The sequence below is a fragment of the Glycocaulis alkaliphilus genome (genome assembly GCF_004000605.1).
GTDB classification, from domain to species: Bacteria; Pseudomonadota; Alphaproteobacteria; order Caulobacterales; family Maricaulaceae; genus Glycocaulis; species Glycocaulis alkaliphilus.
This window is the reverse complement of sequence record NZ_CP018911.1, coordinates 1,389,507-1,408,344: the sequence shown is the minus strand read 5'-3', so window position 1 is coordinate 1,408,344 and position 18,838 is coordinate 1,389,507. Positions and strand designations below refer to the sequence as shown.

At 63.9% G+C, this 18,838-nt stretch carries 18 protein-coding genes; 4 read left to right on the top strand and 14 right to left on the bottom strand.

Features of this window, described 5'->3' with window-relative positions; translation table 11 throughout:
• Positions 1-3: 3 nt before the first annotated feature.
• From X907_RS06725 to X907_RS06715, 3 genes are all read right to left on the bottom strand, one after another.
• A complete protein-coding gene (locus tag X907_RS06725; RefSeq protein ID WP_127566476.1) occupies positions 4-768 on the bottom strand; it encodes an ABC transporter ATP-binding protein in 765 nt (254 codons plus the stop codon).
• Positions 765-1,919, bottom strand: coding sequence for an MlaE family ABC transporter permease (locus X907_RS06720; protein ID WP_127566474.1), 1,155 nt, complete (start codon positions 1,917-1,919; stop codon positions 765-767). Before X907_RS06720 ends, X907_RS06725 begins: the two co-directional genes overlap by 4 nt.
• Positions 1,920-2,023: 104 nt before the next feature.
• Entirely contained in the window at positions 2,024-3,235 is a 1,212-nt protein-coding gene (locus X907_RS06715) for an MFS transporter (protein ID WP_233352563.1), read from the bottom strand.
• 184 nt (positions 3,236-3,419) lie between these two features.
• Here X907_RS06715 and X907_RS06710 point away from each other — a divergent pair, with 184 nt between their 5' ends.
• Genes X907_RS06710 through X907_RS06700 form a run of 3 tightly spaced genes read left to right on the top strand, consistent with a single transcriptional unit; the run spans position 3,420 to position 6,522 of the window.
• Positions 3,420-4,700 (top strand): glycosyltransferase family 4 protein, encoded by a 1,281-nt coding sequence (locus tag X907_RS06710; protein ID WP_127566472.1) that lies wholly within the window; start codon positions 3,420-3,422, stop codon positions 4,698-4,700.
• The gene (locus X907_RS06705; RefSeq protein WP_127566469.1) at positions 4,697-5,416 is read left to right on the top strand and encodes a class I SAM-dependent methyltransferase; all 720 of its coding nucleotides are present in this window, start codon (positions 4,697-4,699) and stop codon (positions 5,414-5,416) included. Before X907_RS06710 ends, X907_RS06705 begins: the two co-directional genes overlap by 4 nt.
• Positions 5,413-6,522 (top strand): hypothetical protein, encoded by a 1,110-nt coding sequence (locus X907_RS06700; protein WP_127566467.1) that lies wholly within the window; start codon positions 5,413-5,415, stop codon positions 6,520-6,522. Before X907_RS06705 ends, X907_RS06700 begins: the two co-directional genes overlap by 4 nt.
• Here the strand turns inward: X907_RS06700 and X907_RS06695 are convergent.
• Entirely contained in the window at positions 6,496-7,113 is a 618-nt protein-coding gene (locus X907_RS06695) for a class I SAM-dependent methyltransferase (protein WP_127566465.1), read from the bottom strand. The two genes, X907_RS06700 and X907_RS06695, sit on opposite strands and share 27 nt — an antisense overlap.
• 7 nt (positions 7,114-7,120) lie before the next feature.
• Entirely contained in the window at positions 7,121-7,720 is a 600-nt protein-coding gene (locus X907_RS06690; RefSeq protein WP_127566463.1) for a hypothetical protein, read from the bottom strand.
• 201 nt (positions 7,721-7,921) lie between these two features.
• On the opposite strand from X907_RS06690, the gene pip reads away from it, so the two are divergent.
• Positions 7,922-8,851: a prolyl aminopeptidase gene (pip, locus tag X907_RS06685; protein WP_233352562.1), complete on the top strand. Its 930-nt coding sequence runs from the start codon at positions 7,922-7,924 to the stop codon at positions 8,849-8,851.
• 96 nt (positions 8,852-8,947) lie between these two features.
• Here pip and X907_RS06680 read toward each other — a convergent pair whose 3' ends face one another.
• The 9 genes from X907_RS06680 to miaA form a co-directional block, all read right to left on the bottom strand.
• The gene (locus X907_RS06680) at positions 8,948-10,303 is read right to left on the bottom strand and encodes a sodium-dependent transporter (RefSeq protein WP_127566459.1); all 1,356 of its coding nucleotides are present in this window, start codon (positions 10,301-10,303) and stop codon (positions 8,948-8,950) included.
• Positions 10,304-10,389: 86 nt separating this feature from the next.
• Positions 10,390-11,535: a rod shape-determining protein RodA gene (gene rodA / locus X907_RS06675; protein WP_127566457.1), complete on the bottom strand. Its 1,146-nt coding sequence runs from the start codon at positions 11,533-11,535 to the stop codon at positions 10,390-10,392.
• A 2-nt stretch (positions 11,536-11,537) separates the two neighbouring features.
• Positions 11,538-13,415: a penicillin-binding protein 2 gene (gene mrdA, locus X907_RS06670; protein ID WP_127566455.1), complete on the bottom strand. Its 1,878-nt coding sequence runs from the start codon at positions 13,413-13,415 to the stop codon at positions 11,538-11,540.
• A 20-nt stretch (positions 13,416-13,435) separates the two neighbouring features.
• Positions 13,436-13,948 carry a rod shape-determining protein MreD gene (gene mreD / locus X907_RS06665; RefSeq protein ID WP_127566453.1) on the bottom strand — a complete coding sequence of 171 codons (513 nt, stop codon included), beginning with the start codon at positions 13,946-13,948 and terminating at the stop codon, positions 13,436-13,438.
• Entirely contained in the window at positions 13,949-14,854 is a 906-nt protein-coding gene (gene mreC, locus X907_RS06660; RefSeq protein ID WP_233352561.1) for a rod shape-determining protein MreC, read from the bottom strand.
• A 107-nt stretch (positions 14,855-14,961) separates the two neighbouring features.
• Entirely contained in the window at positions 14,962-16,002 is a 1,041-nt protein-coding gene (locus X907_RS06655; protein WP_127566449.1) for a rod shape-determining protein, read from the bottom strand.
• A gap of 57 nt (positions 16,003-16,059) precedes the next feature.
• Positions 16,060-16,854 (bottom strand): TVP38/TMEM64 family protein, encoded by a 795-nt coding sequence (locus X907_RS06650; protein ID WP_127566447.1) that lies wholly within the window; start codon positions 16,852-16,854, stop codon positions 16,060-16,062.
• A 60-nt stretch (positions 16,855-16,914) separates the two neighbouring features.
• The gene (gene ilvC, locus X907_RS06645) at positions 16,915-17,907 is read right to left on the bottom strand and encodes a ketol-acid reductoisomerase (RefSeq protein WP_127566445.1); all 993 of its coding nucleotides are present in this window, start codon (positions 17,905-17,907) and stop codon (positions 16,915-16,917) included.
• Positions 17,904-18,830, bottom strand: coding sequence for a tRNA (adenosine(37)-N6)-dimethylallyltransferase MiaA (gene miaA, locus X907_RS06640; RefSeq protein ID WP_127566443.1), 927 nt, complete (start codon positions 18,828-18,830; stop codon positions 17,904-17,906). Before miaA ends, ilvC begins: the two co-directional genes overlap by 4 nt.
• Between the last annotated feature and the right edge of the window lie 8 nt (positions 18,831-18,838).

The following is an 18,838-nucleotide window of genomic DNA, read 5'->3' as shown; positions in this document are numbered from 1 at the left end:
TGTTCAGCTCCTCAATGCTGCCCGCCCGCGCGGGCCGCCAAAATAGCTCTGTATCCACGGGTGAGGGTTGGTAGCCAGCCGCGCTATCGTATCAACGGCAATGATACGCTTCTCGGCGATGACCGCCACCCGGTCGCAAACAGCGTGCAGCGTATCAAGATCATGCGTCACCAGCAGTATGGTCAGTCCCAGCGTCTGGGACAGTTCGCGGATCAGCTCGTCAAACGCAGCAGCGCTGATCGGATCGAGCCCTGCCGTCGGCTCGTCCAGAAACAGGACGTCAGGGTCCAGCGCGAGCGCCCGCGCCAGCCCTGCCCGCTTCTTCATGCCGCCCGACAGCTCGGACGGATACTTGTTGGCGGCCTCGACCCCCAGGCCAGCCAGGCCCAGCTTCAGATCGGCGATCTCGTCCATCAGGGCGGGCGGCAGCGAGACATGCTCACGGATCGGCACCAGAATGTTTTCCTTCACCGTCAGCGAGGAGAACAGCGCCGATCCCTGGAACAGCACGCCCCAGCGCCGCTCCAGCGCCGAGCGCTCATCCGCCGACATGCGTGAGAGCGCCGCGCCATCGTAGAATATCTCGCCGCCATTGGGCTTCTTGAGACCCAGTATGGCGTGAAGCAGGACCGACTTGCCGCTGCCCGAACCGCCGATAATGCCCATGACCTCGCCGCGCCGCACCTCAAGGTCCACACCATCATGCACGGTATGGCTGCCGAAACGCGTAATCAGCCCACGCACCTCGATAACCGGGCGCGCGCTCATATGTCGGCCTCCAGATACATGAGCGCGAACAGCGCATCGATGACGATGACCATGAATATGGCCTGTACGACCGAAGCCGTGGTGCGCTGACCCAGGCTCTCCACGTCGCCGCCGACCTTCATGCCCTGACGGCAGCCGATAATGGCAATCACCAGTCCGAACACAGGTGCCTTGGACATGCCCACCATGAAATGGGACCAGTCGATCACATTCTGCAGCCGGGTCAGGAAGAAGGCTGGCGATATGTCCAGTGTCGCCCAGGACACCAGCAGGCCGCCAAAAAGCCCCGCCAGCATGGCTGCGAGCGTGAGCAAGGGCGCCATGACCACACAGGCAATCACCCGCGGCACGACCAGAACCTCGTACGGGTTCAGCCCGATGACGCGCATGGCATCGATTTCCTGCTGCATCTTCATCGAGCCGATCGACGCGGTGAACGCCGAATCCGAGCGCCCTGCCAGCATGATCGCCGTGATCAGCACTGCGAATTCGCGCAAGACCGAAATGCCCACCAGATCAACCGTGAAGACCGATGCGCCGAACGTTTCCAGCAGACTTGCGCCCATGAAAGCCACGACCGCCCCGATGAAGAACGAGAGGGCGGCAATGATCGGCAAGGCGTTGATGCCGACCGTTTCCATAAGATGGACTGTGGATGTCCAGCGCAGCTTTGCCGGGTTGAGCAAGGACGCGGCCAGCGTCACCAGCGTGTGGCCGAAAAAGCCGAGCGTGTCCCAGGCTTCCTCCAGCACCTCTTGGGTGCCTGCACCCACCCGCTCCAGCAGGGTCTTCAGTCCCCAGCCAGAGCTTTCCTCCGGCGGGCAATGATCCATGCGCTTGTGGACCTCCCGGATCAGCCTGGCAGCTGCAGGATGCTCGCCTGTTATGCTGCTCTCCGGGATCGTATCATCGCCCTGCCGGAGCGGACGTCCGAGCAGGTAGGCGCCGGAGGTATCAATACGGCCCAGCCCGGACACGTCCAGACTGATCTGGTTTGCGCTGTGTTGCTGTTCCACGGCGCGCATCTGACGGTCCATCTGACCAATGGTCTCGATCAGCCAGTCGCCCGAAGGCTGCAGCACAGCTCTGCCGTCCGCCTCGCTGACAGTGAGACGGGGCTGAACCTGCGAACTGGTGTCTCTGGCAGCCATACCCCTCCGGCGCGAGCAGCCCTGTTGCCAGCTTTATCAGGCGCTTCGCGCCCATTCCCAAGTCTTCTCAAGGCCGTTACACGATATTGTGCGCATAATGACGCTTATCGGTCACGCCGTATCAGCCAGAGCGCGCACAATCCGCCCAGTCCTGCCGGTATGGCCATCAGCGCGAACCCGGCCGTGCCGAAGGCAGCAAACGCCAGACCAGAGACGAAGGTTGCACCGGCCAGCACCAGCCCGCCCGAAAGGGCAGAGTTCACCGACTGCGCCGTCGCGGCGAGACGTTCGGGCGCATGGTCGGCCGCATAGCGCAGAAAACCCAGATAGGCGGCAGCAAAGCTGAACGCGTGCAATCCCTGCAAGGGAAAGAGCGCCCATAATGGCGGGGACAGGGCGAGCGCCAGCCAGCGCACTACTGCGACGCCCCCGGCCAGTGCCATCATCGCCGCAGGGCTCCACCCCTTCAGCACACGTCCCCAGACGGCGAAGAAGATGATTTCCGCGCCGACGCCCGTCGCCCACAGAGCGCCAATGGCCCAGGCGGGCACACCATCAGCGCGCCAGGCCAGTGCGGAAAACGCATAGTAGAAGCCATGACCGCCCTGAATGAGGGCGGAAGCGGCAAAGGCCAGCGGGAACCCGGCCCCCAGCAGAATGCGCAAGGGAGGCGCTTCGTGGCGCGCTGCTCCGGCCGAGGTGTCGATACGCCCAGCGGGAAGAAAGACGGCGGCCAGCGCCGTCAGCGCCGCGCTGGCAAGCACCCAGACCAGAACCGCTTCGCCGCCATACATCGAGATCAGCGCGCCCGTGCCCAGATTGCCAATGACAAACAGGGCCGAACCAAAGGCGCGCGGCACGCCGAAGGCAAACCCCTCCTTGCGGGCCTGCCCCATGGCAAACGCGTCCACCAGCGGGATGACGCCTGTAACGGCAGCGCCGCTGAGGCCTGCCAGCGCGAGGATGAATATTGGATGCGTGCCCGGTATGTGCGCCAAGAATACGGCTAGCCCGGCAAGCGAGAAGGCCAGAATCGCGTCGCGCCTGCGCGCCGCCCTGTCCGACCAGAATGCCCCCAGCGGGGCAACGGCGACCCGCCCCACCATGCCGGCGGCGGCGGCAATGCCTATCAACTCCGGCGACAGGCCGCGCTCGGCATACCAGACCGGCATGTAGGGCAGATACGCCCCGAAGCCGAGATAGAACGCGCCGTAAAACAGCGCAAAACGCGTATCGGAGCGGGCGAGAAGTCGGGCCGGGCTTGTCACGCGCGCGGTGTAGCGCGGTGCGGGCGGCGCGGGCAATGGGGCTAGCAAGCCCTCGTCCTTCGAGACGCACTACGTGCTCCTCAGGATGAGGGCTTGGGCATTCTTTTCCTCATCCTGAGGGTGAACGATAGCGAACGTCTCGACGGACGAGGAAAAAGAACATCCCCCACAGTAAACGCTGTTCACATTGGCACTTGGCGGAACGGCATTGCCCGTCTAGCTTCCCGCGCCAATGAAAGACCTTGCTGATTATCCCGTGTCACAGCGGCCCTTGCGGGTGCTGGTGACCAGCTATCGCTCCCACCCGCATGTCGGCGGGCAGGGCATTTATGTGCATGAGCTGACGCGGGCACTCAAAGCTGCGGGCTGCGAGGTGAGCGTGGCGTCCGGCCCGCCCTACCCTGAGCTGGTTGAAGGTATCGAGCTTATCAAGCTGCCTTCGCTTGATCTCTTTGCTGTCGATAACGCCATGCTGGCGCTGCGCTGGCGGCATCTGGCCAGCCGGGCCGACCGCGCCGAATGGCTCGCCCACAATACCGGCGCGTTCGGTGAGATGACGGCCTTCGCCTTGCGTCTGGAGGATTTCATCGCGCGTGAGGGCCACCGCTTTGACATCATCCACGACAACCAGACACTGGCCATGCCGATGGCGCGCATCGCCCAAACGCTGCCCGTGATCACTACCTTGCACCATCCGATTGCGATTGACCGTGATTTCGCGGTGGCGGGCGCACATACCCGGCTTGGCAAGGCGCTGTCCTGGCGCTGGCATTCCTTCGTGAATGAGCAGGCAAAGGCGGCGCGCGCCCTCACCCATTTCATCGCTGTGTCCGATGCCGCTCGGCGCTCCTACGCCGAACGTACGGGCATGGACCCAAGCGGCGTACGCGTGGCTTATAACGGTATCGACCATGCCAGCTTCACGCCTGACCCGTCGGTAAAGCGCGAGAGCGGGCTGATCGTCGCCAGCGCCAGCGCGGATGTGCCGATCAAGGGGCTGGATGTGCTGATCGCGGCACTGGCCCGCCTCAAAGACAGCCATCCGGCTGCCCACCTGACCGTGATCGGCCAGCTGCGCGAGGGACCGACAAAGCGCATGCTGGAGCGTACTGGCCTGTCTGACAGGGTGAATTTCGTATCCGGCCTGACGCGCGAAGAGATCGCAGACCTGCACCGCCGCGCCACCGTCTTCGTGTCGGCTTCGCGCTTTGAAGGTTTTGGCTTCCCCCCTGCCGAGGCGATGGCCTGCGGCGCACCGGTCATCGTGTCGGATGGCGGCGCCTTGCCGGAAGTGGCCGGCGATGCCGGGCTGGTCACGCCGGTCGGCGATGACGAGGCGCTGGCCGCAGCGATTGCCCGCGTGCTGGACGACGAAAGCCTGCGCGCAGGCATGAGCCGGGCCGGGCTGAACCGGGTGCGCACCCTCTTCCGCTGGGATCTGCATGCGGGGCTCTCCATCGGCCTCTACCGCGATGTGCTGGGCCTGACCGACACTGGAGTGATGGCCGCATGATGACGATTGATCCTGATCGGCTGGAACTTGCCGACGGCCAGCGCGTGCTGGATCTCGGCTGCGGGCGCGGGCGCCATCTGCATGCGCTCTACTGGCACGAACGCGCGCTGGATGTGACGGGGCTGGACCTCGACTTTGCTGATCTGGGCGCGGCGATCGATGGCTTTTTCGAGCTGCCCCCGCCACCTGAAACCCCGCCGCGCACTGCCGTGTTCACGGTCGGCGATGCAGGCCGCCTGCCCTTTGCAGACAACAGTTTTGATGCCGTCATCTGCTCTGAGGTTCTCGAACACCTTCCCGATGTGCCGCTGGCGCTGAGCGAGATCGACCGGGTTCTCAAGCCCGGCGGCAAGTTTGCGCTGTCCGTGCCGCGCTACTGGCCGGAAAAGATCTGCTGGATGCTGTCTGAGGAATATCACAACACGCCGGGCGGGCATGTGCGCATCTTCAAGGATGGCGCGCTACGCAAACAGGTGGAGGCGCTCGGCTATACCTTCCGCCAGCGTCACTGGGCGCATGCTTTGCACAGCCCGTTCTGGTGGCTGCAATGCGCGCTGTGGGAGCGGCGCGAGCAGAGCGGCCTGGTGGCCGCCTACCGCACGATGCTCGAATGGGATTTGCTGTCCGCGCCGCGCCTGACGCGCTGGAGCGAGAAAGCTCTCAATCCGCTTCTGGGCAAATCGGTTGCCCTCTATTTTGACAAGGCCCGCCCATGAGCCCGCGATCCATCGTAACCGGGCTGGATATCCGCGCCTGCGCCGACCGCATTGAGTCGTTGCAGCAGCGCGACGGAGCGATCCCGTGGGTCGAAACCGGCGTCTGGGACCCGTGGAACCATGGCGAAAGCGCGATGGGCCTTGCCGTGGCCGGACGGGTGGAAGGCGTACATCTGGCGCTGGACGCGCTGGCGGCCCGGCAGGAGGCCGATGGCGGCTGGACGGGCGAACTGGGCGCGGGCATTCCCATGGACGAAAGCGGCGAGCGCATTGCGCCTCCGCCAGTGCCTGTGACGGCGCGCGACACCAATTTTGCCGGCTATGCCGCCGTGACGGTGATGCGCTGCGCGCTGGCGCTGGACGAGCCACGCCTGATCGCGCGCTACTTCCCGATGGTGGCCCGCGCGCTGGATTTCGTGATGAATTTGCAGACCCGCCATGGCGATGTGGTCTGGCGTGCGCCGGACATCGGCCAGCCACTGGAAGACGTGGACGCCTTGCGGGCGGGCAATTCCTCCCTGTTCAAGAGCTTCGAGTGCGGCCTGCGCATGGCCGAAATCCTTGAAAAACCGCGCACCGACTGGGCCAGAAGCCGCGCGGCCATCGCCCGCGCGTTGACAGCCATGCCGGAGCGGTTTGACCGCAAGGGCATAGACCGCTCCTCCTACGCGATGGACTGGTATTATCCGGTGCTGGCCGGGGTGCTGACCGGCGCAGACGCCAAGGCGCGCCTGGATGAGGGCTGGGACACATTCGTCGTCGCCGATCTGGGCTGCCGGTGTGTCACCGGCGAACCCTGGGTGACGGCAGCAGAAACAGCGGAGCTGGCACTGGCCTGCCTCAGTGCAGGGCGGCGTGATGACGCCCGGACACTGGTCAACGAGCTGGCGCCGCTGGCGGCCCCTGATGGCGGCTACTGGATGGGCTGGCAGTACGAGATCGGCGATGTCTGGCCCAAGGAGCGCCCCTCATGGACCGCCGGTGCGGTCATCCTCGCCGCCGATGCGCTTGACGCCCTGTCGCCGGGATCCGACCTGCTGATCCGCCATGCCCGCGCCGATGCCTGGCTGGAGCGCGCGCTAAAGCCGGCGCAGAAATTCGAGTGAATTGATCCGCTCGACCGGCTCAAAGAGGCCGGACGCCACGGCCAGCTTCCATATCTCGTAGGGCGGACGCCCCCCGTCCGCCGGGTCAGGAAACACGTCGTGGATCGCCAGAATGCCGCCGCGCACGACCTGCCCGGCCCAAGCGCGATAGTCTGCCAGCGCCGTATCCATCGCGTGCCCGCCATCAATGAAGACCATGGCCAGCGGGGTGGCCCAGTGTGCGCCAATGATGGCTGACGGCCCGACGAGCGCGATAACCGTCTGCTCCAGACCCGCCAGAGCAATAGAGCGGCGGAAAGCGGGCAGCGTGTCTACCCGGCCCAGCCCGGCGTCGAAATGCGCCGGGTCGTGATAGCCTTCGCCCGGCTGATGCTCTTCAGAGCCGCGATGATGGTCGAGCGCGTAGACAATGCGTCCGGCTTCCTGCGCGGCCTGTCCCAGCCATACGCTGGACCGCCCGCACCAGGACCCGATTTCCAGAACTGGCCCCTGTACGGTCAGCGCACGGACATGGCGCGCCAGTGCTTCGCCCTCCTCGCGTGCGAGGAAGCCTTGTACGGTTTCAGGGTCGAAGGCCGGATATGCGCTCAAGACAGGATCAGCCGGTCAACGCATTGCTGGCTGCCCAGCGCCGGTCGGCCAGCGCATCTGCTGCCTCCACCAGGCCGCGAATGCCATCATCGAGACGCGCGAGTGCCTCGCTGAGGGTCACACGCTGATTGGATGTGAGCCCGGCACGCTCGTCTACCGACACCGCCTGAAAGAAGGTACGGGCCCGGCGCGCGGAGGCAAGAACAGTCTCGACCGACGTAATATCCCGGACCAGCAGGCTTTCGGGCAGCGGCGTGCTGGTGCTGGCAACTACAAGCGCAGCTTGCGAGACATCATCTGCCAGATCACTGGCCAGAACAATATCACCGGCAAGATAGGACGGCAGGGCATCACCAGCCTGACGGATATAATCGCCAACAGCATCCCCGCGTTCGGGCGCGCCGCCTACAAGACGTCCCAGCAGCCCGCGCGCCGAACCGTCCGCGCCCAGAGTCCACCCGCCAGCCTCTTCCTGGCGCATGCGGAACGCCGCTACGGCGGTTCGCAAATCTTCCTGCGCGCTGACCGGCATTTCAGACTGGGGGCGGGAGGCGATGTCAACGGGCTGGCTTACGCAGGCCGTCAACAGCACTGCAGCCGACAGCATCAGTGTCAGTCCACCTAGTGTGTGCGTTACCGTCACAAGCGCCCCGGCCGATGGCTGTGCTGCGATACGATGGCGTATCGCTTCCGCAATTGAATAAAACCTCATAGTGTTCCGATACTCAAAGCGAAATCGCATGCTCGACTGTTTACAGGGCCGCCCATGGACACTTTACGCAGACGGGAAAGGATCGGCCTGTACCCCATGATAGAACCCTATCGTACCGGCATGATGGATGTCGGCGAAGGGCACACACTCTATTATGAAGAATGCGGCCGGGCCGACGGGGTTCCAATTATTGCGTTGCATGGCGGCCCGGGCGGCGGCGCGGCACCCTCAATGCGCCGCTTTTTTGACCCCCATGTCTATCGCATCATCATCTTTGACCAGCGCGGCTGCGGCCGGTCGAGACCCTTCTCCGACATCCGCGCGAACGACACGCACCGGCTGGTTGCCGACATGGAAACCATCCGGTCTGCGCTTGGTGTTGAACGCTGGATTGTGTTTGGCGGTTCGTGGGGCGCTACCTTGTCGCTGGCGTATGCGCGCGCGTGCCCGGAAAGGGTGATGGGCCTCATCCTGCGGGGCGTTTTCGGATGCACGAAAGCCGAACTCGACTGGTTCTACCGCGACGGTGCCAACCGGATATTCCCCGACGCCTGGCAGGCGCTGACCGGCCGCCTGACCGCTGAAGAACGCGGCGACGTGCTGCGCGCCTATCACGCCCGCCTGCAGGCCGATGAGCTGGACACGCGCCGTGAGGATGCACTGGCCTGGGCACAATGGGAAAACGCGCTGATCAGCCTTGTGCACGAAAGCGATGCCCCTCCACCGGATGCCCGCCGGGCCGACGCGCTGGCGCGCATGGAAACCCACTATTTCGTCAATAACGGCTTCCTTGAGCGTGATGGCGTGCTTCTGGACAACACGGCCCATCTGACGGGGATACCCGGCGTGATCGTGCAGGGCCGCTATGACATGGTCACGCCCGTGCGCGCCGCCTGGCAGCTGCGTAGAAACTGGACGTCAGCCGAGTTGCACATTGTCCCCGACGCCGGCCATGCCGCGGGCGAGCCGGGCATTGTCGATGCGCTGGTGCGCGCGACCGACCGGCTTGGAGCAGAGCTGGGCTAGCCAGCTTTCGCTGCATCCACGCGCGCTAAAAACCCTGGGAGGCAAAAAGCCCCGGAGCCGCGTGCGGTTCCGGGGCTTTTCAGGCGTTGTGTAAAGCTAGCCCTGCAGGCCCGGCAGGCTGACGCCGAAGGCCGAAGCGATGCCGGCCGCAAGGATCAGGAACACGGCAATCGGCACCAGGAACCGGATCAGGAAGCGCCAGATGTTGAACACCAGGTTGGATGCGCCAGCCAGTTCGTGGCGCATCAGCGAACGGGCAACGACCCAGCCCGTGAAGACCGCGATCAGCAGCCCGCCCAGCGGCAGGAAGACACTGCCCGAAAGCGTGTCCAGCAGATCGAAGAATCCCCCGGAGAACGCCGCACCGCAGCCGACCAGCCAGATGATCACCCCAAAGAAGACCGCCGAACCCGTCCTGCCAAAGTCCGTATGCTCCTCGGCGAAAGCCACCACGACCTGCAATAGCGAGATTGACGAAGTCAGCGCGGCAATGAAGGCGAGCACGAAGAACGCCGTACCGACATACTGGCCCGCCGGCATCTGGGCGAAGGCACTTGGCAGCGTCTGGAAGAACAGGGCCGGGCCCGCAGCCGGGTCCAGCGCAAAGGCGAACACGAACGGGAAGATCGCCAGGCCTGCAACGATCGCCACCAGGGTGTCTGCACCGGTGATGATGGTCGCTGAACCGGCCAGATTGTCAGTGCGCGGCAGATAGGAGCCGTAGGTAATCATGATCGCACTGCCGACACCGATGGAGAAGAAGGCCTGGCCCAGCGCGGCAAGGAAAGTCTGCGGGCCGATCTCGGAGAAGTCCGGCGTGAACAGATAGGCCAGCGCCGCGCCCATATCGGCGGTGAAGGCCGCATAGATCACAAGCGCCAGCAGCATGGTGAAGAAGAGCGGCATGAGGATGGTCACGGCACGCTCAATGCCCTTGGTGACGCCCAGCGAGACGATGCCCACCGTGACGATCATGAAGGCCGTATGCCAGCCAATAACGGCGTTGGTATCGCCGATCAGTTCCTCGAACCGGCCTGCCACAACATCAGTCGACAGCCCCATGAACTGGCCTGTGGCCATCTGGAACACATAGGCGACGACCCAGCCTGCAACGACCGAATAGAAGCACAGGATGAATATGCCGCCCGCCATCGCGACCCAGCCGGCCACCGACCAGATGCCGGGGGCGCCTGCGTTGAAGGCCATTTTCTGGACTGATCCGACCGCAGAGCGGCGCGCATGGCGCCCGACAGACAGCTCGGCCATCAGGATGGGCAGGGCGATGAACACCACGCAGACGAGATAAATGACGATAAAGGCGGCGCCGCCATTTTCACCCGCCACATAAGGGAATCGCCAGAAATTGCCGAGGCCCACCGAGGAGCCGATGGCCGCCATCAGGAAGCCGAATCGTGTCCCCCAGGTACTGTGCGCGCCGCCGCCTATGGCCATGTACTTTCCCCCGCTATTCAAGCTTGTTTGTTATGGTGTGATTTGGCGGCGAGACTTCCCTACCGGGCCTGCAAGGTCAAGCGTGCTTAGCCGAAAAGACCTGCACCTTTCGGTGGTTCGGCCGCGCGATGGATGTGTGCGCCCAATATCAGGCCCAGTCCGATCAGCACGGTGAACATCACCGAACCGCCATAGGAAATCATGGGCAATGGCACGCCAACCACAGGCACCAGCCCCATCACCATCGCTGCGTTGATGAACACGTAGAGGGCGAAGGTTGTCGTGACGCCCATTGTTACCAGACGCAGGAAAACCGAGCGGCAGGCCATCGCTGTCATCAGGCAATGGCCAAGGATCAGCGCATAGAGCACCAGTACGGCGATACCGCCGACAAAGCCGAATTCTTCGCCCAGCATGGTGAAAATAAAGTCGGTCTGCTTTTCCGGCAGAAAGTTCAGATGGGATTGTGTGCCCTGCATATAGCCCTTGCCGGTAAGGCCGCCCGAGCCCAGCGCGATCTTGGACTGCATGATGTGGTAACCGGCGCCAAGCGGATCATTCTCAGGGTTCAGGAAGGTCAATACCCGCGCACGCTGGTATTCTTCGAGGCCGTAGCGCAAAAACGCAACGCCGCCGACGACACCCGCCACCATTCCCGGCACGATGATTTTCCAGCTCAGCCCGGCCAGAAACACCATAACCGCGCCGGTGGCGCCGGTGAGCACCGCGGTTCCCAGATCAGGCTGTTTGGCGATGAGGCCGAACGGAAGCGCGATTGCCAGCACGGGGACAATCATGCCGCCCGGCGTGGAAACCTTTTCCGGCGGCAGATCGTGATAATAGCGCGCCAGCGCCAGCACGAGCGCTATCTTCATGAGTTCAGAGGGCTGCATGCGCAGCGGGCCGATGTCTATCCAGCGCTGCGCGCCCATGGCAGTGGCGCCGAAAAGCTCCACCATGATCAGCAGGAAAAGCGCGCCCAGATAGGCCGGATAGGCAAGGCTCATCCACATCCGGGGCGGCACCATCGCCACGACCAGCATCACAAGGAAGCCGGCGCCAAAACGCGTGGCATGACGGATCGCCCAAGGATCCCACGCGCCCCCAGCCACCGAGTAGAGCATCAGGATACCGATGCACCCTGTAAGCACGATCAGAAGGACAAAGGCCCAGTTCAGCTCGAACAGCTTGGCCCGGAGATCGCGCGGCACTGGCTGGGTGAATACCGGCAAGGCTAGCCTCCCTGAGCCAGGTTGATCGGCTCATGCCGGGCAGCCACCACGCCCGAATGGCCCGCGGGATCGCGCAAGATCAGCTCGCGCAATATGTCGCGACCGGGCTGGGCTGCGGACCGGGCCCCGCCTCCGCCATGCTCAACAACGACGGCGACCGCGTAGCGCGGCGCCTCCGCTGGAGCATAACAGATGAACAGTCCGTGATTGCGCAAACGCCAGGGCAGATCATCCTGATCGCGTACGCCGCGCGCGCGCTCCTCGGCCGTGATGGAGTAGACTTGGCTGGTGCCCGTCTTGCCCGCCATGCGGATACCTTCAACACCCAGCCCGCCAAGTGACCAGTATGACGTGCCCCCTGGCTCGTGTACCACACCGACATGGGCGTTATGCACCGCCTGGATGTGCGCATCGTCAAAGTCCAGCCTGGGGAAGTGTACCGGCCCGCCGCGCGGGTAGAGCGTCGGTTCGACCGCATGGCCCGTCGCCATACGTGCCGTCATTACAGCCAGTTGCAGCGGCGAGGCGAGCACGGCCCCCTGTCCGATGCCGACATTGTAGGTGTCACCCATGGACCAGCCCTGCCCGGTACGCGCACGCTTCCATTGCGGGCTGGGGAACAATCCGCCTGCCTGCGACAGCATCGGGATGCCCACCTCGAACAGCTGACCGAAGCCCAGTTCCAGCGCCGCTTCTCGGATGCGCTCAATGCCGAGCCGGGCGGCAACTTCATAAAAATAGGTGTCACACGAGACCTTGATGGCGTCGTGCATGTTGACCGGGCCATGTCCCTCCCGCCGCCAGCAATGGAAGCGCCGGTTGCCGAGCTGTACCGATCCGCGGCAGGTGACCCGTTCACCCGGGCGCATCACGCCGTGTCTGAGCGCGGCCAGAGAGATGACGCCCTTGATAGTGGACGCTGGCGCATAAAGGCCGTTCGTTGCCTTGTTGAACAGTGGACGGAGCGGGTTTTCATTCAGGTCGCTGAACTCGCGCGAAGGGATGCCCAGCACAAACAGGTTGGGGTCAAATGACGGGGTTGAGGCCATCACGACAATCTCGCCGGTCTGGACATCCAGCCCCACAGCCGAGGCGCTCTGTGTGCCGAGCCGTTCGGTGGCAAAGCGCTGCACTTCGGAGTCGATGGTGAGCGCGATGTCGCGCCCGGGCTCGGCCGGACGAGACTGATCGGGCAATTCGCGGATGACGCGGCCGAACGCGTTTACCTCGACCTTCAGGGAGCCAGCTGCCCCCCGCAGCTCCACGTCACGTGCTATCTCCACCCCGGTCCGTCCGACACGAAATGCCGGATGACGCAGTAGCGGGTCATCGCCTGCGATTTCGGGCGGCGCTGACTGTACGTATCCGGCGACATGCGCAAAGGCAGCAGGCATCGGATAGGTCCGCACCTCGCCCACATCGGGCATTACGCCCGGCAGTTCAGGCAGGTGCAGATTGACGCGGCTGAAGGTTTCCCAGTCCACGCCCTCGGCAATCGTCACCGGCTGGAAACGGGGTGTGCGCGCGAGATCACGCAAGACACGTTCGCGCCGCGCTTCGCTCATCGGCATGAAGCGCGACAGCCGGTCGAGGGCCAGTGCAGGATCGCCCGCCTGCTCGCGGATCAGATAGATGCGGTAGCTATCGCGGTTCTCTGCAATGGTCTCGCCAAAGCGGTCCAGTATCCTGCCGCGCGTCGGCAACTGGATACGGAAGGAGAACTGGTTGTTGTCGGAGAGGACCCGGTACTCGTCTTCCTGCAGGATCTGCAAGGTGTAGAGCTGGGCACCGATACCGGCGAACGCGCCAACCCCGCCCGCACCCACCATGAAGGTGCGCCGATTGAACTGGGCCTGGGCTTCCTGCTTGTCGCGGCGCATGGTCGCTCTTTGTCAAACCCTCATGAAAATGTGGTGCGTTCGCGCTTTCGCGCAAACAGCCAGCAAAACGCCGGAAACACGATAAGCGTTATCACAGCTTCGGTGACAAGGCTTGTGGGGTCTGCAGGCTGGCCAATGGAAAGCGAACCTGCAGACCAGGCAACCAGCGTCGCGATACCCGCCATCACCGAAAAGCGCGCGACGAGCAGGATGAACTCACGCGCTGAGGGTTCAGTGGAGCGCAAGCGCGCGATCGCAAACGCCAGCAGATAGGCAAGAGCCCACATGCCAAGCGGCCCGCCGGTGAGCAGATCCTGAAACAGGCCGATGATGAATATCAGCCAGGGCGGGACAAAACGCGGATGGCGGACAGACCAGACAAACAACGCGATCAGCGGGAAAAAGGGCGCCGGAAACCCTTGCCCTTCAGGCAGCCGCAAGGGCGCAGCCACTGCAAGCAGACTCAGGGTCAGCGTCAAGGCCATCGCGGTCAGGACCGGCCAGGTCGAGTTGCGTTCCAGCGATGCACGCATCTATCGCCCCTCCCCGCTATCAGAGTCGGCTTCCGGCTCGTCCTGTGACACGCCGATGACCGGCGCGGGCGTATCGTCCCGTGCCTGTTCGGGTGGGGGTGCGGGCAGCTGCAAACCGGGCGGTGCCTCATCAGCTGGTGCGCCAACGGGTGTGAACGGCCATATCCAGATCAGGTCTATCGGGGTGGCGCTGGAGTACAGCGCAACACGCCAGGCGCCGCGCCTGTCCAGCACGGCCTCACCAATCGGCAATCCGCGCGGCAGGATGTTGTCATCGCCGGAGGTGACGATCCGGTCGCCTTCCCGCAGGTCAGGCGCGCGGCCCAGATAGTCGAGGCGCGGAAAGTCGGTGTTGTCGCCCACCAGCATGGCGCGGGCATTGGATCTGTCGGCCATGACAGATACCCGGCTATTCAGGTCCGTCAGCAGCAGTATGCGTGATGAGCGTGCGCCGACATCAATCGTGCGGCCAACCACCCCGTAAATGTTCAGCGCCGGATAGCCGGGCGCGACGCCGTGATCTGTACCAACGCCGACAAGGCGCGTGCGGACGAACGGACCGCCTGTCTCGGTGACAGCCCAGGCGGTGATGCGCTGACGTGGCATGGGCGGATCAAGGTTGAGCAATTCCTGCTGCCGGCGCATTTGCTCGGAGTAGTTCAGCGCCACGTCGCGCCAGGCCCGCAACTCGGACATTTCCTGACGCAGTTCGCGGATTTCGCCGGCCAGCTCTATCTGGCGGCGCCACCACGGACCTATGTTGTAGAGGCCTCTGAGAGGCTGGGCCGCCGCTTCCAGAATGGGCAGAGACAGATCATTGAAAGCCGCGCGGAATACCGTCACGGCCTCGACACGATCCTCGGTACGGTCTGCGGCTATCAGAACAGCCGACAAGGCAATGAACATGAGGAGCAAGGTCCGCGAAAAGCGGACCGCGTCATCTGCCCCCTGCCGCGCTGAACGCCATTGCGCCACCGCCCGGCACCTCCTCTAGAGAATCAATCCCGCGCCGCCTACACGGCTTCTGACAGGATAGGCCGCCAAATCTTGAGATTTTCCACTGCCTTGCCACACCCCAGCACGACACAGGACAAAGGCTCATCGGCAAGGCTTACCGGCAGACCCGTACGGTCACGCAATTCAGTATCCAGATTGCGCAGCAGCGCGCCACCCCCGGTCAGCACGATGCCTTTGTCCACAATATCAGCGGCCAGTTCCGGCGGTGTGGCTTCCAGCGCCTGCTTCACAGCCTCCACAATCTGCTCTACCGGTTCGGACAGCGCGTCAGCAATCATGGCTTCGGTGACGGCAATCTCGCGCGGCACGCCGTTCATCAGGTCGCGCCCCTTGATCTCCAGCGTCAGGCCTTCGCCTTTCGGGGGCGGGCTGGCCGAGCCGATTTCCTTCTTGATGCGCTCTGCCGACGTCTCACCGATCAGGAGGTTCGCGGACCGGCGGATATAGTTGATGATCGCCTCGTCCATCTTGTCGCCGCCGACACGCACCGAGCGCGAATAGACGATGCCGGAGAGCGACATCACGGCGACTTCGGTGGTGCCACCGCCAATATCGACGATCATCGAACCGGTCGGCTCGTCAATGGGAAGGCCTGCGCCGACCGCAGCGGCCATCGGTTCATCAATCAGGTAAACCTTGCGCGCGCCGGCGCCCAGAGCGCTCTCGTGGATCGCGCGGCGCTCGACCGCCGTTGCACCCGACGGCACGCAGATCACAACCTGCGGCGAGACGAAGCTGCGCCGGTTGTGAACCTTGCGAATGAAGTGGGCGATCATTTCCTCGGCCACATCGAAGTCCGCGATCACGCCATCGCGCATCGGGCGGATGGCTTCGACATTGCCGGGGGTCTTGCCCAGCATGAGCTTGGCTTCCGCGCCTACGGCCTGGACGTGTTTTCGGCCCTTCTCGATCTTGTAGGCAACCACGGAGGGCTCGTTGAGCACGACACCGCGGCCCTTCACATAGACCAGGGTATTAGCAGTACCCAGATCGATGGCAATGTCAGCGGAAAGAAGACCGAAAACGCTAGAAAACATCCTGAAAATACCTGCGAGCCGGTGGCTGTGGGCCGCCCGAACACTAAAGGCGGGGCACTATTTACCCTTGTGCGATGTGCCGTCGCGGATTGCAAGAGATGACGTGCCGTCGCTGGCCTCCGCAGGCACATCGGAAACACCTTCTGCCGCCTGCCCGGCCGGCGTCGAGCGCAGCCATTTGCGCGCCATCAGCATCGCCACAAGCCAGCCGAATGCCGTCAGTGCAAGGATCGCAACCACCCACAACCCGCTGCCCGACAGCAAGGCGATGACACCGCTGCCAGCAAAAGTGACCAGCGCAATCTTGGGCAGGATGCCAAGGCCGGTTCCGCCCATGAAGGCGAGAAACGTCATCTGTGACACGCCAGCGGCCATATTGACGACGATGAACGGGGCTGACGGCACATTGCGGATGATCGCACTGGCCCAGAACCCGTTCTTGCCGACAAAAGCCGAAATGCGATTGACCGTTTCACCGCCATAGCGGCGCACGACATCGGCGCCCAGCACTCTGCCGGTCCAGAAATTCGCCGCTGCCGAAACCATGGTGCCAAGCCAGCAATAGACAAATCCGGTCGTTGGCCCGAACGCCAGCACCGCCGCCGCAAAGAGCGCAAACTGCGGCGCGCCTACATAGGAGAGCACGGTAAACGCCAATATGGTCAGCGGTAGCGCATACCAGCGCGAAGCAGCCTCCTCGAACCAGAGCTGGACATCGCCCGGCTCGATATCGAAGACGAAGCGCCCGACCAGGAAAATCGCCAGGACCAGCGCAAACAGGGCGATTGATACCGCGATGGCGCGCGCCGCACGCGCGTCCAGTCGGGTCAGAAAGCTGGTCAGCTGGTTCATAAAACTCTCATAACGCGTTCGCTGGCACCCGGCTATGCAAGGTGTACACCGCAAGGTGGGCTATTCCAGCCCCAACGCCTTGCGCAGATAGCGGCCCGTGTCTTCCAGCTCGTGCTGGCCCGCCCTTGCGCGGGCCGCATGCAGGCCTGCCCTGTCTTTCTCGAAATCAGCGACCCAGCGGCGGGCAAAATCACCGGAGGTGACATCCGAAACAATGTCTTCAAAGACCGGCTTCACGGCCTCTGCAATGCGTGCTTCCACGCCATGTGCCCCGAATTCCGCCGTGTCGGAGATGGCGGCATACATGCCCGCAATGCCGCGCGTATGGATCAGCTCGGCGATGTATTTGAGTTCATGGACCGTATCGATATAGGCCATGAGCGGGCTGATGCCTGCGGCGACCAGCGTTTCGTACCCTTGGCGCGCCAGTGCGCACATGCCGCCAACCAGCACGGCCTGCTCACCCAGAATGTCGGCCAGCGCCTCCTCGCGGAAGCTGGTCGGGAAGATGCCGGCGCGCCCGCAACCGAGCCCTTTGAGATAGGCTTTCGCTATGGCTTGCGCCTGCCCTGACGCGTCGTGATGAACCGCCCAGAAACCCGTCAGCCCCCCGCCACGCTCAAAGCTCTCGCGCACAGCGCCCCCCGGCCCCTTGGCAGCGGCGAGAATGACGTCGCAATCGGCGGGCGGACCGATCAGGTCATAATCGATGGAAAAACCGTGGCAGAAGATGAGCCCCTGCCCGGCCTTGCGGTTGGGAGCGATATGATCAGCCCATATGGCCCCATGCGCCTCATCGGCAGCGAGGATCGACACATAATCCGCGCGCGCGGCGGCCTCATCAAGGCTGACCACCTCAAACCCGTCGCCTTGCGCCTTTGCCCGCGACGGCGAGCCATCACGCAGCGCCACCAGCACGTCCCTCACACCGCTATCGCGCAGGTTCAGCGCGTGAGACCGGCCATGATTGCCATAACCGATAATGGCCAGCGTGCAGGCTTGCAGGGGCGCAAGATCAATATCGCGGTCGTATAGCGCTTCAGGCAGGGTCATGGCGTATCCGTCTCTTCAAGGGCGATCCGCAAGCGTGCGAAGTTCTCTTCATGTGTGGGGGCATCAAGGCGCGTCCAGTCGGCATGCTGGTTGGTGAACCAGGTGAACTGACGCTTGGCATAGCGCCGGGAGTCGGTCTTGGCCCGCTCCACAGCTTCTTCGAGGTGAAGTTCACCGTCGAGGTGTGCCAGCAGCGGCCGGACACCCACAGCCTTCAGCGCAGGAAGCTGACGGTCCAGCCCGCGCGCATGCAGGGCCCGCGCCTCTTCCAGCGCGCCTGCTGCCATCATGGCATCAAAGCGCCGTTCAATGCGGGCGTAGAGCGCCTCGCGGTCAGGCCGCAGGGCAAAGCCCGCCCAGCTGCCCGGCGCAATCAGCGGACGGGTATCGGCGTGCAGCACGCTTAAAGGTTTTCCCGTTGTGCGCACCAGCTCGATCAGGCGAACAAGACGCTGCCGGTCACCGGGCTTGATCCGCCCCGCGCCTTCAGCATCCAGACGCTCCGCCTCGGCACGCAGTGGCGCGTATCCCGATTGCTCCAGTGCGCCCACGTCGGCGCGCACCCCGGCCGGAATGTCCGGCGCCGGAGCAATGCCATCTATCAGCGCCTTGAAGTACAGCCCTGTACCGCCGACGAAAACGGCAGGCACGCCTCGTTTTTGCAAAGGCTCGGCGATCGCCAGTGCAGCCCGGGCCCACCGGCCCGCCGACCAGCGCTCCGATGGGTCTGCAACGGCGAACAGATGATGCGGCACCCCGGCGCGCTCGGCCTCGTCCGGCTGCGCGGACAATATGTCCAGCCCCCGGTAAAGCTGCATGGAGTCGGTGTTGATCACCTCGCCGCCAATATGGCGCGCCAGCGCAACCGCTAGAGCCGTCTTGCCGGATGCGGTCGGGCCGCCAATCAGGATAAAGGGCGGCATGGCCACCT